The 13,861-nt window shown below is 38.4% G+C and carries 15 protein-coding genes; 14 read left to right on the top strand and 1 reads right to left on the bottom strand.

Features of this window, described 5'->3' with window-relative positions:
• Positions 1–2 precede the first annotated feature (2 nt).
• The 7 genes from dagF (at position 3) to cshA (ending at position 7,844) form a co-directional block, all read left to right on the top strand.
• Positions 3–746: a 2-dehydro-3-deoxy-phosphogluconate aldolase gene (gene dagF, locus IGL80_RS10820; RefSeq protein WP_156194068.1), complete on the top strand. Its 744-nt coding sequence runs from the start codon at positions 3–5 to the stop codon at positions 744–746.
• Between the two features lie 9 nt (positions 747–755).
• Positions 756–1,766 carry a sugar kinase gene (locus IGL80_RS10815; protein ID WP_002358787.1) on the top strand — a complete coding sequence of 337 codons (1,011 nt, stop codon included), beginning with the start codon at positions 756–758 and terminating at the stop codon, positions 1,764–1,766.
• Positions 1,767–1,859: 93 nt separating this feature from the next.
• Positions 1,860–2,888, top strand: coding sequence for a hypothetical protein (locus tag IGL80_RS10810; protein ID WP_002355719.1), 1,029 nt, complete (start codon positions 1,860–1,862; stop codon positions 2,886–2,888).
• Complete coding sequence (locus IGL80_RS10805; protein WP_002358788.1) at positions 2,885–3,331, top strand: YaiI/YqxD family protein; 447 nt, start codon at positions 2,885–2,887, stop codon at positions 3,329–3,331. Before IGL80_RS10810 ends, IGL80_RS10805 begins: the two co-directional genes overlap by 4 nt.
• Positions 3,332–3,471: 140 nt before the next feature.
• A complete protein-coding gene (locus tag IGL80_RS10800; protein WP_002355721.1) occupies positions 3,472–4,542 on the top strand; it encodes a D-alanine--D-alanine ligase in 1,071 nt (356 codons plus the stop codon).
• A 78-nt stretch (positions 4,543–4,620) separates the two neighbouring features.
• On the top strand, positions 4,621–5,994 hold the full coding sequence (locus IGL80_RS10795; protein ID WP_002358789.1) for a UDP-N-acetylmuramoyl-tripeptide--D-alanyl-D-alanine ligase: 1,374 nt from the start codon (positions 4,621–4,623) through the stop codon (positions 5,992–5,994).
• Positions 5,995–6,296: 302 nt separating this feature from the next.
• Complete coding sequence (cshA, locus tag IGL80_RS10790) at positions 6,297–7,844, top strand: degradosome RNA helicase CshA (protein WP_002358790.1); 1,548 nt, start codon at positions 6,297–6,299, stop codon at positions 7,842–7,844.
• Between the two features lie 60 nt (positions 7,845–7,904).
• Here the strand turns inward: cshA and IGL80_RS10785 are convergent, their stop codons facing one another.
• Positions 7,905–8,171, bottom strand: coding sequence for a hypothetical protein (locus IGL80_RS10785; RefSeq protein WP_002358791.1), 267 nt, complete (start codon positions 8,169–8,171; stop codon positions 7,905–7,907).
• A gap of 303 nt (positions 8,172–8,474) precedes the next feature.
• Here IGL80_RS10785 and acpS point away from each other — a divergent pair, with 303 nt between their 5' ends.
• From acpS to lepB, 7 genes are all read left to right on the top strand, one after another.
• Positions 8,475–8,828, top strand: coding sequence for a holo-ACP synthase (acpS, locus tag IGL80_RS10780; protein WP_002355727.1), 354 nt, complete (start codon positions 8,475–8,477; stop codon positions 8,826–8,828).
• A 29-nt stretch (positions 8,829–8,857) separates the two neighbouring features.
• Entirely contained in the window at positions 8,858–9,973 is a 1,116-nt protein-coding gene (alr, locus tag IGL80_RS10775; RefSeq protein ID WP_002355728.1) for an alanine racemase, read from the top strand.
• A gap of 15 nt (positions 9,974–9,988) precedes the next feature.
• Positions 9,989–10,366: a type II toxin-antitoxin system PemK/MazF family toxin gene (locus tag IGL80_RS10770; protein WP_002355729.1), complete on the top strand. Its 378-nt coding sequence runs from the start codon at positions 9,989–9,991 to the stop codon at positions 10,364–10,366.
• Between the two features lie 318 nt (positions 10,367–10,684).
• Complete coding sequence (locus IGL80_RS10765; protein WP_002396530.1) at positions 10,685–11,380, top strand: hypothetical protein; 696 nt, start codon at positions 10,685–10,687, stop codon at positions 11,378–11,380.
• A gap of 24 nt (positions 11,381–11,404) precedes the next feature.
• Complete coding sequence (locus IGL80_RS10760) at positions 11,405–12,700, top strand: hypothetical protein (protein WP_002358793.1); 1,296 nt, start codon at positions 11,405–11,407, stop codon at positions 12,698–12,700.
• Positions 12,681–13,007: a hypothetical protein gene (locus IGL80_RS10755; protein WP_002358795.1), complete on the top strand. Its 327-nt coding sequence runs from the start codon at positions 12,681–12,683 to the stop codon at positions 13,005–13,007. The genes IGL80_RS10760 and IGL80_RS10755 overlap by 20 nt, the downstream gene beginning before the upstream one ends.
• 58 nt (positions 13,008–13,065) lie before the next feature.
• Complete coding sequence (lepB, locus tag IGL80_RS10750; protein WP_002425717.1) at positions 13,066–13,815, top strand: signal peptidase I; 750 nt, start codon at positions 13,066–13,068, stop codon at positions 13,813–13,815.
• Positions 13,816–13,861 lie beyond the last annotated feature (46 nt).

Below are 13,861 nucleotides of genomic sequence, written 5' to 3'. Positions count from 1 at the left end.
CCATGTCATTAAAACCTAATTATTTAGAAGAACGCATTTGTTTAAACGTTTTAGCCAATTCAGTAGAAAATGCCCAAGCCTGTTATGAAGCAGCAGAAGGGCATGTTGTGTTAGGCGTCCTTTCAAAAAACTATGAAACCGATGAAGCAGCCATTGACGATATGAAAAAATACCAAGCAGCAACCAACAACGCTTTATCTGTCGGCTTAGGAGCTGGTGATCCAAATCAAAGTCAAATGGTGGCTCGCTTATCAGAAGTTCTACAACCGCAACACGTGAACCAAGTCTTCACAGGTATCGGCGCTTCGCGGGCCTTACTGCGTCAAGACGAAACAGTGATTAATGGCTTGGTTTCACCCACAGGCAAAGTTGGCTATGTCAACATTGCGACAGGTCCGTTAAGCTCGGGTGCGCCAGCGGCGGAAGTACCTATCGAAACCGCCATCAAATTGTTGAAAGACATGGGGGGCAGTTCCATTAAATATTTCCCGATGAAAGGCTTGGCTCACAAAGAAGAATACCAAGCAGTAGCAGCAGCTTGTGCCAAGTATGACTTTTATTTAGAGCCAACAGGAGGCATTGATTTAGAAAACTTTGAAGAAATTGTTCAGATTGCGGTGGATGCCGGCGTTAAAAAAATCATTCCTCATGTCTACAGCTCAATTATCGATCAAGAAACAGGGGACACTAGAACAGAAGACGTGAAAACGTTACTAACCATGATGAAAAACACATTGAATAAGTAGGTGGCAAAGATGAAAATTGCTGCGTTTGGTGAAGTCATGCTTCGTTTCACTCCGCCAGAGTATCTAATGTTAGAACAAACAGAGCAGTTAAGAATGAACTTTGTAGGGACTGGCGTAAATCTCTTAGCAAATTTGGCTCATTTTCAACTAGAAACAGCATTGATTACGAAATTACCTGCCAATCGTCTTGGTGAAGCTGGCAAAGCAGCGCTAAGGAAGTTAGGAATTTCAGATCAATGGGTAGGAGAAAAGGGCGATCATATTGGTAGTTTTTTTGCAGAAATGGGTTATGGAATCCGACCCACACAAGTAACTTATCAAAATCGCCATCAGAGTGCTTTTGGCATCAGCGAGGCGAAGGACTACGATTTTGAGGCCTTTTTAGCGGAAGTAGATATGGTGCATATTTGTGGTATTTCGTTAAGTTTAACTGAAAAAACTCGTGATGCTGCTTTGATACTTGCTCAAAAGGCGCATGCCTGTCAAAAGAAAGTTTGTTTTGATTTTAATTATCGACCTAGTTTGAATACAGCAAATAGCGCACTCTTTATGCGTCAACAGTACGAACGCATTTTACCTTATTGTGATATTGTTTTTGGCAGTCGACGTGATTTGGTCGAGCTATTAGGTTTCATTCCGCGAGAAGATTTAGAAGGTGAGGCACAAGAAACTGAACTGATTCAGCGTTTCATGTCTCAATACAATTTGGAATGGTTTGCTGGGACAACGAGAAGTCATTCCCAAAATCAAAACTACTTAAGTGGGTATTTATATACCCAAAATGAGTACCAACAGAGTGAAAAAAGACCGCTTCTTAATCTTGATCGAATTGGCGCTGGCGATGCTTATGCGGCGGGGATTTTATATGGCTATAGCCAAAATTGGTCGTTAGAAAAGGCAGTTACCTTTGCCACAGTCAATGGGGTCCTTGCACATACGATTCAAGGAGATATTCCTTTGACAACGGTCAAACAAGTGAATCACGTTCTTGAGCATCCGAATCTTGATTTAATTCGTTAAAGAAGAAAACCAGAAGAAAAGTCGCGTGTGGCTTTTCTTCTGGTCTTTTTTTCATTATAATTAAAAGAAACAGATTGCAAAGGAGGCAGCAGGATGAGTGTTGCACATCTTTTAACAGTTTTAGAAAACGATGAATTTATTGAACGGATTCAAAAACGACCAGAAGCGTTCATTGGAACGACTGGCTTAGTCGGCTTAGAGAATTTACTTGTTCAGACAATTAACGGTTTATTAGAGTTTTTCATTGAAAAGAATCAAGGGAAAATTGCTATACAGTTATCGCGTCAACAAATCTCTTTTCAGGTATCTTCCACACGACCGCTTGTTTTTGAACAAAAGCAAGTCGATTTAGAACCACCTTTTCTGTATTTATCTGTTTTACAAGCCTTCTCAAAACAAGTAGGAATCAGTATCGATCAAGAAAAACAGCGGACTATTTTTATTTACCATCAAGGGCAATTGAAAAAACGATTATTATTACCTATTGAAGAAACCCAGGAACGAATTGAAGTCTTGTTTTGGCCAGATACGCAAATTTTTGGTACAGAATCGCTTTCTTATATGCGTGTTTTACAACAATGTCAACAGATTGCCATGTTGAATCCAGGCTTAAAGATTCTCTTAACACAAGAAGAGGAACAAAAAAATCTTTGTTATTACCCTAAAGGTTTAAGTAATTATTTATTTGAAAAAGATAACCCATTAACTAGAAAAGCCGCACCGATTATTCAAGCCAAGCAAACAGAATTGGCCCTTGTTCAATTTATTTTGAGTAAAAATCATGCACCGCAAGTGCAAAAAACATTTGTTAATGGGCATTATCCTAGTCTTGGTGGAACCCACTATGAGGGTTTTCTTGATGGCGTAGTGGCCGCCTTTAATCAATTTTTAGAGGAGCAACATTACTCATTATCTGTGACAGCAGATAGTTTTTTAGCAGAATTTGATTTTGTTTTAGCCATTACGATACCAAAGCCCCGCTACACTGATGCAACGAAAACCATTTTAAGAAATACAGAGTTATATGAAGTGGTTAAAGAAGTCGTTTTTGACGAATTACAACACTACTTTCAACGTCATCCCAAATGGTTAGAGCAAGGAAGAAGCGAGGGAAATGAATGAAAATTTTTGTCGATGGCGATGGTTCACCTGTGAAAGAGACGGTTATTGAAGTCGCTGTAGAGAAAGCTTTGGATGTGGTGATTGTTACTAGTGTAGATCATTATTCCTTAAAAGATTATCCAGAAAATGTCTCTTTTGTGTATGTTGATAAAGGAGCGGATGCTGCTGATTTTAAAATTGTGCAGTTAATAAAAAAAGGGGATCTTTTAATTACACAAGATTATGGCTTAGCTTCCTTGGTTTTGCCAAAAGGAGTGTCAGTTTTACATCAACTAGGTTATCAATATACGAAAGAAAATATTGATGGCTTGTTAGAACAACGCTATTTTAGTGGCCAAATTCGGCGAAAAGGTGGCCGAACGAAAGGACCTAAACCTTTTACAGACCAAGATAGAACAACGTTTAAACAAGCCCTTATTGAGCTGGTGGAACGGAGTCTTTAGCAAGGAAAAGGCAAGCAAAGAATTTTTCCTTCACTAAATTTGCTTCTATTATGAAACTGGGTTTTATGCTAAAATAAGTAAGGATAATTTGAAAAATAATTTTTTCTAAAAGACAGGAAAGAAACTAGGAGGACAAGCATTTGAAGATTATTTTGTTGTATGGCGGCAGAAGTGAAGAGCACGATGTGTCTGTTTTGTCTGCATATTCCGTTTTAAATGCAATCTATTATAAATATTATCAAGTACAGTTAGTCTTTATTAGTAAAGATGGTCAATGGGTAAAAGGCCCTCTCTTATCTGAACGACCACAAAATAAAGAAGTTTTACATTTAACTTGGGCACAAACACCTGAAGAAACAGGCGAATTTTCAGGAAAACGAATCAGTCCTTCGGAAATTTATGAAGAAGAAGCGATTGTTTTCCCTGTTTTACATGGGCCAAATGGTGAAGATGGAACAATTCAAGGATTCATGGAAACCATTAATATGCCTTATGTAGGCGCGGGTGTCTTAGCTAGTGCTAACGCAATGGACAAAATCATGACGAAATATCTTTTACAAACTGTTGGCATTCCACAAGTACCATTCGTGCCAGTTTTAAGAAGTGACTGGAAAGGAAATCCAAAAGAAGTCTTTGAAAAATGTGAAGGTTCTTTAATTTATCCGGTCTTTGTTAAACCTGCCAATATGGGTTCTAGTGTCGGAATTAGCAAAGCGGAAAATCGTGAAGAATTGCAAGAAGCATTGGAAGAAGCTTTCCGTTATGATGCCCGAGCAATTGTTGAACAAGGGATTGAAGCACGTGAAATTGAAGTAGCCATTTTAGGAAATGAAGATGTCCGTACGACTTTACCTGGTGAAGTGGTGAAAGATGTCGCTTTCTATGATTATGATGCAAAATACATCAATAACACGATTGAAATGCAAATCCCAGCGCATGTTCCAGAAGAAGTAGCTCATCAAGCGCAAGAATACGCTAAAAAAGCGTATATTATGTTAGATGGAAGTGGCTTAAGTCGCTGTGATTTCTTCTTAACAAGCAAAAACGAATTATTCCTGAATGAATTGAACACCATGCCTGGTTTTACTGACTTTAGTATGTATCCTTTACTGTGGGAAAATATGGGCTTGAAATACAGTGATTTAATTGAGGAACTGATTCAGTTAGCTTTGAATCGTTTTAAACAACGCCAAGAATTTTATAATAACTAAGAAGAAAAAATCACACAAGACTGGGACATGACAAGACTTTGGCATGTCCCAGTCCCTGTGTCAGAGGAGCAAAACATAATGAAATTAACCTTCTGGGAAGTAGCGCAAGCGGTTGAAGCCAGTAATGATTGGCAACAATGGCCTGATTTTCCTTTAACAGGCATTGAATTTGATAGTCGTAAAATTGTGAAAGGAAACCTTTTTGTTCCTTTACAAGGTGAAAATGATGGTCATCGTTTTATTGAGAGTGCCATGGCTAATGGCTGTCAGGCCGCTTTTTGGGGACAGGATTTAGTCGATGCACCGCAACAATTGCCTGTTTTGCATGTTACTGATCCACTGGTTGCTATGCAAAAATTAGCTACCTATTATTTAAATAAAATGCAACCGAATGTCATCGCTGTGACTGGCAGTAATGGAAAAACCACCACTAAAGATTTAATTGCTGCTGTGTTATCTGAAAAGTTTGTGACTTACAAAACGCAAGGCAATTACAATAATCAAATTGGCTTACCCTATACTATTTTACACATGCCTGATGAAACAGAAAAACTGATTTTAGAAATGGGCATGGATCACGCTCAGGAAATTTCTTTCCTTTCCAATCTGGCTCAGCCAGAAGTTGCTGCCATCACAATGATTGGCGAAGCCCATGTGGAAAATTTAGGCTCACGAGCAGGCATTGCACAAGCAAAAATGGAAATCGTAGATGGTTTAGCCAAAGACGGTAGTTTATTTGTGCCAAGCGATGAACCTTTGCTAGAACCATTGGTGGAAAAAGTCACGCAACAAGTGATTACTTTTGGTTTTAGCCAGGAAAGTCAACTTCAAGGAATCGTCACAAATGAAGCCAAAGAGCAAACCTCATTCAAAATCAGTGATACACAAATGACGTTTACGATTCCAGTGCCAGGAACCTATAATGTCACCAATGCATTAATCGCAATTGGCATTGGTCGTTATTTCCAATTAACGGATAGTGAGATTCAAAAAGGGTTGGCTACAGCGGAACTAACAAAGAATCGGACAGAATGGCTGAAAGCAGCGAATGGTGCCGAAATTTTAAGTGACGTGTACAATGCCAATCCGACAGCTATGGGTCTTGTTCTGGACAGTTTTAGCAAAATGTCCAAAGTAGGAAAACGAATTGCTGTTTTAGGAGACATGCTAGAATTAGGTCCTGATTCTGCTGCCATGCATCAAGCAATGGCGCAGCATTTAGCCCCAGATGCGATTGAAGAAGTCTTTTTATATGGTTCTGAAATGGCTTATTTAGCTGATAAATTGCAAGAAACCTATACACCAGCTAACATTCATTCTTTTAAAAAAGAAGAAAAAAATGAGTTGATTGAAGCTGTCAAAAAAGTTTTACAGCCAGAAGATATGGTGGTTTTAAAGGGAAGTAACGGGATGGGACTTCGTGAAGTCATCGATGCACTTTTGGAAAAGTAAATAAGTTTCATAAAACTTGCTGAAAATAGGATTCTATGATAGAATGACCTATTGCCGGAAGATGACGAGAAAAATTGAATCGTAGTAAATAAAATAGATCTATTTCTATGTTTAATAATAAATGTGAAGCTGAACGACCGCGTTTGGCTTTTCTAATGCCATAAGGTGAATTTTTCGGTGAAATCAGGAAAGAAGAAATAGTTGGCACACTATAATGGATTTCTTTTTAACAACTGAAAGTGAAGACACCTGAAACTAGGAAGAAATCGTTCTTTCCGAAACAAAATCTAGGAGGATATCATTTGAAATTTAAAGAACTTGGTTTAGCGCCAGAATTATTATCAGCGGTAGAACGCGCAGGCTTCGAGGAAGCAACCCCTATTCAATCAGAAACAATTCCGTTAGCGTTAGCAGGAAAAGACGTAATCGGACAAGCACAAACAGGAACAGGGAAAACCGCTGCTTTTGGCTTACCAATGCTTAACAAAATTGACGCAGACAACCGCGTTATTCAAGGATTAGTCATTGCACCAACCCGTGAGTTGGCTATCCAAACACAAGAAGAGTTATTCCGTTTAGGCCGCGATAAAAAGATTCGCGTCCAAGCCGTTTACGGTGGGGCTGATATCGGTCGCCAAATCCGTGGACTAAAAGATCGTCCACATATCGTTGTAGGTACACCAGGACGTTTACTAGACCATATTAATCGTCGTACCTTGAAATTAGAAACTGTTGAAACATTAGTTTTAGACGAAGCAGATGAAATGTTAAACATGGGCTTCTTGGAAGACATTGAAAAAATCATCTCACAAGTGCCAGAACAACGTCAAACACTTCTATTTTCAGCAACTATGCCGCCAGCAATCAAGAATATTGGCGTGAAATTCATGAAACAACCAGAACATGTGAAGATTAAAGCCAAAGAAATGACGGCTGATTTAATTGATCAATATTATGTACGTTCAAAAGACTTTGAAAAATTTGACATTATGACACGTTTACTAGACGTGCAAACCCCAGAATTGACCATTGTTTTTGGTCGGACAAAACGCCGTGTTGATGAACTTGCCCGCGGGTTAGAAGCGCGTGGTTACAAAGCAGAAGGCATCCATGGCGACCTATCACAACAAAAACGGATGAGCGTTTTACGTTCATTCAAAAATGGTAACTTAGATATCTTAGTGGCAACAGATGTAGCAGCACGTGGGTTAGATATTTCAGGTGTCACCCATGTCTATAACTACGATATTCCACAAGATCCAGAAAGTTATGTTCACCGTATTGGTCGGACAGGTCGTGCTGGTAAAGGTGGTATGTCTGTGACGTTTGTAACACCAAACGAAATGGGTTACTTACATGTCATCGAAAACCTAACGAAAAAACGGATGACACCATTACGTCCACCAACCGAAAAAGAAGCATTTAAAGGACAATTAAGTGCAGCTGTTGAAACCATCGAAAGTGATATAGAAGAAAATGGTTTAGACAAATATCTAGAATCTGCTGAAGCGTTATTAGAAAAATATTCAGCGACAGACTTAGCTGCGTTATTATTAAAAACAGTAGCGAAAGATCCAGCAGATGCGGTTCCTGTAAAAATTACCCCAGAACGACCATTGCCTTCAAATAAAAAAGGCTTTAACAAAAATGGCCGTGGTGGTGGCGGTGGTAACAACCGTAATCGCAACCGTGGTGGCAATGGTAAAGGTGGCAGCTATCGTGGCAACAAAAACCATAAAGATGGCGACCGTAATTACAAAAATAGCGACCGCAAAAATAAAGATCAACGTGGCGGCAAACGTCATAACGATAAAAAACGTGGTTTCGTCATTCGCGAAAACGCCAAATAATCAAAAGAGCGAGTGTTCCGTCTATGAACGGAACACTCGCTCTTTTTTGGTAGATAATCGTTAAATAGAAAAACTTAAAAAAAGTAAAAAAGGCATCAAAATGATATAGAAAAAGAAAAACGCCAAAATTATCCAAGTTTTCAACGGGGAAGTTAGATTGAAGAGTTTCATTTTTTGTTGTAGCAAATGAATGGTTACGATCCAAACCAGTTGCAAGAGAAAAAATAGGCTGGGATTTTTAAAGAAGATTGGAAATATGTAGAGCAACAAAGTAAAAATAAATAGGGCGCAACGAAGTAACTTTTTTTGCCGAGAAGTTAAAGTCATACATTTTTCTCCTTTTTCTTTTTATTCTCCCATAAGTAGCCAAAATTTTATATAAAATATCAGAACATCCGCTTAGTTTCCTGATTTTTTCCGATACTTCTTAGTTGTTGTCTTACTTTTATAAAAATTCAGAAAAATTTTATAAAAATGTAAATAGGAAGAAAACGTATGGTACTTCAATTTGTGTGAGGATCTTGTAAAACATTCTTTATTTTTTTAGCGAATCAGTGGAAAAATTTTGAAATTTTGTTAAAATGGAAGGTAATTCGGAGTAACTATATTAAATAGGAAGTAAGGCGGAAAATGATAAAGGGAATTGGTATTGACGCAGTAGAATTAAGTCGGATAAAACCGATTGTTGAAAAACAAGGATCATTTATTCAACGGGTTTTAACACCTAACGAATTGACCCTTTTTGAAAAGTTATCTACAAAACGTCAAATAGAATTTTTAGCTGGTCGTTTTGCTTGTAAAGAAGCGTTCTCTAAAGCATGGGGCACAGGGATTGGTAAAGTTGGTTTACAAGATATTGAGGTGCTGACTGAAAAAACAGGTGCACCATACGTAGCAAACTCGCCCCATAATGGTAAAGTGTTTGTCTCGATTACGCACACAGATACTATGGCGATTGCACAAATTGTTTTAGAAAGCGAATAATAGAAGCAACGAAGAAAGAAGGATGTACAATGGTCGTTGGATGGCATCGTCCTACACGGTTACATATCGATACGCAAGCAATTACTGAAAATGTCCAAAAGGAATGTCAACGTTTGCCAGAAGGAACCGCTTTATTTGCGGTTGTAAAAGCGAACGGCTATGGGCATGGCGCCGTAGAATCCGCTAAAGCGGCGAAAAAAGGTGGCGCGACAGGTTTTTGTGTCGCCTTATTGGATGAAGCAATTGAATTGAGAGAAGCAGGTGTTCAGGACCCCATTTTAATTTTGAGTGTGGTAGACTTAGCTTATGTGCCTTTGTTGATTCAATATGATTTGTCTGTAACGGTAGCTACACAAGAATGGTTAGAAGCTGCTCTTCAACAACTAACGCCTGAGAGTAACACGCCATTACGTGTTCACTTAAAAGTCGATACTGGCATGGGACGGATTGGCTTTTTAACCCCGGAAGAGACTAAGCAAGCAGTGCGGTTTGTTCAATCCCACAAAGAATTTTTATGGGAAGGGATTTTTACTCATTTTTCAACAGCTGATGAAATCGATACAAGCTATTTTGAAAAACAAGCAGGGCGTTTTAAGGCTGTTCTAGCAGTTTTAGAAGAGTTACCACGGTATGTCCATGTTAGCAATAGTGCGACAGCGTTATGGCATCCTGATGTGCCAGGAAACATGATTCGCTATGGAGTAGCCATGTATGGATTGAACCCTTCAGGTAATAAGCTGGCCCCAAGCTATGCGTTAAAGCCGGCCTTACGGTTGACCAGTGAACTTATCCATGTAAAACGCTTAGCGGCTGGTGAAGGGATTGGCTATGGCGAAACCTACGTAACTGAAGCTGAAGAATGGATTGGGACAGTGCCAATCGGCTATGCAGATGGCTGGTTGCGTCATCTCCAAGGATTTACAGTGCTCGTGAATGGTAAGCGTTGCGAAATCGTCGGACGAGTGTGTATGGATCAATGTATGATTCGTTTAGCAGAAGAAGTTCCTGTCGGCTCAGTCGTTACATTAGTTGGAAAAGATGGCAATGAAGAAAATACGTTACAAATGGTAGCCGAAAAATTAGAAACCATTCATTATGAAGTTGCATGTACTTTCTCACAAAGAATCCCCAGAGAATATAACTAGATAGGAGGTTCCACTATGGTCAAACGCGGAGATATTTATTTTGCAGACCTTTCCCCAGTAGTGGGCTCGGAACAAGGTGGCGTCAGACCTGTCCTTGTTGTCCAAAATAACTTAGGTAATCATTTTAGCCCAACGATTATCGTTGCGGCGATCACAGCCAAAATGGCAAAGCCAAAATTGCCAACACATATCGGGATTAATTCTGATGAAACAGGCATTGAAAAAGATTCAGTGATTCTTTTAGAGCAGATTCGAACAATCGATAAGGGTCGCTTGAAAGAAAAAGTTTGTCATTTGAGACTTGATATTATGGAAGAAGTTGATCGTGCCTTAGGCATCAGTGTTGGACTTAGTAGCGATTCAGCCCCAGCAAAAGCAAATTCAGCTACATAAAGAACGATAGCTACTATGAAATCAACAAAGACTAATTGGATTTTTTTAAAAGCGACTGATCTAGTTCGGTTCGCTAAACATAGTTTGAGTAAAAGCGAGAGAGATGGCCAAGTGGCATCTCTCTTTTTTTGTTTTATATTTTAAAAATTAAAATATAAATATAAAATATAAAATTTTATCATTGTGTTTTAAAAAAAGTTGTTGGCAAGGCTCAAACGGAATGTTACAATCAATACTATATAGAGTTTTTAAAGAGCGTAACAGGTGATTTTACAAGTTTTGATTGTCGAGCGATGACATAAAGGAGATTATATTTGTATGATGATTGTTGTACTTTTAATGAGTAGTTGCTTATTTTTATTTGTAAGCTATCAATTGTATTTGCGATTACTTGTCGAAAAACTGGATTCAGAGGACCGGACATTAAAGAGGAAAATAAATTTCTATAAGTATCAGAAAAATAGTCGTTTAATGATTTATTTATTGTTTAGTGTTTGTCTACTTAGCGTATTATTGTTAGGAATTGTTTATACATATTATCAATTAAATCAACGAAATATCCGCATTGAACAACGGATCGAGCGTTTGGCACAAGGCCAAGCTACTCAAGGTGACAAAATAAAAAAACAAGCGATTAAAAAAACAGCCTTAAATCAGTTTCCCTGGAAGCAAGCTGTTTCGGCAGAATCGGCCGCTGTCTTGACTAATTATGAATTACAATTAGCGCGTGAATGGCGTCCTTACCTCGGAGAGACGAGCATCACAATAATTAGAAGTGAAAAAACACAAACCTTGACACTCTCTGTTTTTTCAGTCGGCTTAAGTTACCATGAATTTCAAACAGGCCAAGACAATATTGTAGCACTTATTGCAGCGTTGAATTCAGTCAAAGAAATCACCATGATTGATTTTAATTTTACTTATCGAGATCAAGAGCAAACCCTTGTCAAATCCATTGATACGTATGCTCGTGAGACGTTGGAAACAAATTTGGAGCCTGTCGTGATTAGTTAAAAGGATGAGAGAAAGGACATAGATATGACAAAAAGACGTTTAATTAAAAAAATTAAAGATATTTCGGATGATACGCTTGAAAAAGAAGTCTTTTTTCAGCCAGGATTCGAACCAGAAAAAATAATTAGCGGAATCAAACCGGAACAACAGGAAAAAGAAATGGCGACCTTAAGAGAAAGGCTCGCCTACTATCAGAAAAAAGAAACAGCCTTTAAAAAACTTCAAGAAGAAAATGAGCAATTAAAGAACCAACAAGAAACGGAAAAACAAGCATTAGAAGAAAAAAATCAGGCATTACTTGAAACACTAAATCAAAAAGAACATGAAATTTTTGAATTGGAAGAGCAACTGGAAACAAACAGTGAAACCACGACAGAGGCTACTACTCTTCAAACAAATCTGCAAAATGCAGAAAAACAATTAACCACTGTACATAATCAAATGGAACGTTTAGAAAGTGAATTAACGCAGCAAGTGGCAGAATTAGAAAAAGAATCGGCTGAACAGCAACAACATATCCAGACATTACACAACCAGTTAGCAGAAGAAAAAGGAAAGTTGGAGAAAAAAGGAGATATTACAGGAATGGAAAAGCAAGTAGAAACGTTAACGACAGAATTAGAAGAAAGCACAACGACTCAACAAGCATTGCAGGAACAAATTGAAAAACTAACTGTACAATTACAAAAAGTAGAAGCCGAAAAACAAACCTTACAAGAGGCTGCCCAACAAGAAGTGATTGTGAAACAGCGCATGGAGGAGTTAAAGAATGAGCTTCAAAATAGTTTACAGCAAAAAAATGAAGCAGAAGTAAAACTAGGTCGACTACAAGGTGTCAATGACAAACATCTTGCTGAAAAGCAAGTTTACGAAGGAGAATTAGCTGCTCTAAGAAAAGAAGTAGAGGCCAAAGAAGACAATTTAGAACAAGTTCAAAAAGAATTGAAGACACTACAAGCCGTTTCAAAAAATATTGAACCGAGTAGTGAGCAGTTAACAGAACTGCTACGCGCAAAACAGCAAATTAACGATTTATTAATGAAAAATCAGCAATTACAAGAAGAGGCTTTAAAATCGCAACAAGAAATTGGCGAAGTGATGGTTTCTGCCAAAAAAGAAGCCAATCGGATTGTTAATGAAGCGAAAGTAGAAGCAAAACATCTAATCAATTCTGCAGAATTAGAAATGTTAAATATTGGTAACCGAGCGAAAAGTATTTCGAATGAAGTCGAAGCATCAAAAGTAGAAGTACTTGAGATTTATCGCGAATTAGAGGAACGTTTAACTAAACTGACACGTCTTGAACAAGATAACTATTAATAAAATGGTCAGTAAAAAGTTAATGGGAGCAAGTAAACTACATTGTCTTGGGGTCCTTTTTTTAGCTGTTACATTAAGTAGCTCCGCAGAAAGATTACAGGCTGCTGCTGTCTCAAAGGAAGAGCAGTCGCTAAGGCAACCGCTTATCAGGAAAAACATAGTAACAGAGAAGAGCGAATATCTTGTAGAAGCAAATCAAAGTATTTGGGAGCTGGCACAAGATGCGCAGAAACCATTGAATCAGTTTATGAAGGAAAACCAGTTACGTAGTAGTTATAAAAAAAAAGGAACGCAATTAGTCAAATAGAAAAAAGGAGTAAAGAAAGGAAAAGTTTATTTAAGAAGCTTTTCCTTTTAAGAAAACGATGGAAGAATGGATAAAGCCCGTTATGCGAACAATTCGCCACATTAAGCGCGCCTTCTTGAAGCAAAAGTTGCCTGCGACATATCAGCTAAAAAAGCAAAAGGCTAACACAGCAATGGAATATTTGCTTGAGCAAACAGATAACCATCAATCAATAAGAGGACCGAAAAGAAAAATGACCGCTGAAGAGATTAAAAAAAAGCGGCAAGCCTACCAAAAGAAACAACGCATCCAAGTCGTTAAATTTTTTATGCCAGCTATTCTTTTCGCCATTTTTGTGTTCTTTTTTGTGTTAAAGACATCTAGCTACCCAATTGCTGGGCAATCCATGAAGCCGACACTTAACGCTGGGGAACGAGTCTTAGTACAACGGACGAAGCAAGTAACAAGGTACGATGTGATTGCATTTAAAGCACCGCTAGCTAGCAGAGGTACGTACGTCAAGCGAATTATCGGGGGTCCTGGTGATCGAATTTGGGTAAACGAGACAAAACTTTATCTTTCGGAAGAACCTATAGCAAGCGATAATGAGGCACTGCCTGAGAATGCCAGTCGTTTTGACTTATCAGAAAAAGCGGCAGCCCAACTTCGCCTGTTTCAGAAGATTCCAGCTGGTCATTACTTTGTCTTAGGGGACAATCGTACGCATTCAAGTGATAGTCGTACGTTCGGCTTTGTCGAGATACAAGCGATTGAAGGAATCGTGGTGTTTAAAATGGCGCCGTTTAAGGAAATAGGGAAAGTAAAATAAAAAGCTTAAGTCAGCCATCTGAGAGTAGGGCACTTAAGCTTTTTTT

The sequence above is a fragment of the Enterococcus sp. DIV2467a genome, assembly GCF_050532945.1.
Taxonomy (GTDB): domain Bacteria; phylum Bacillota; class Bacilli; order Lactobacillales; family Enterococcaceae; genus Enterococcus; species Enterococcus faecalis.
The sequence above is the reverse complement of the archived record's forward strand: the minus strand, read 5'-3'. Positions and strand labels throughout refer to the sequence as shown.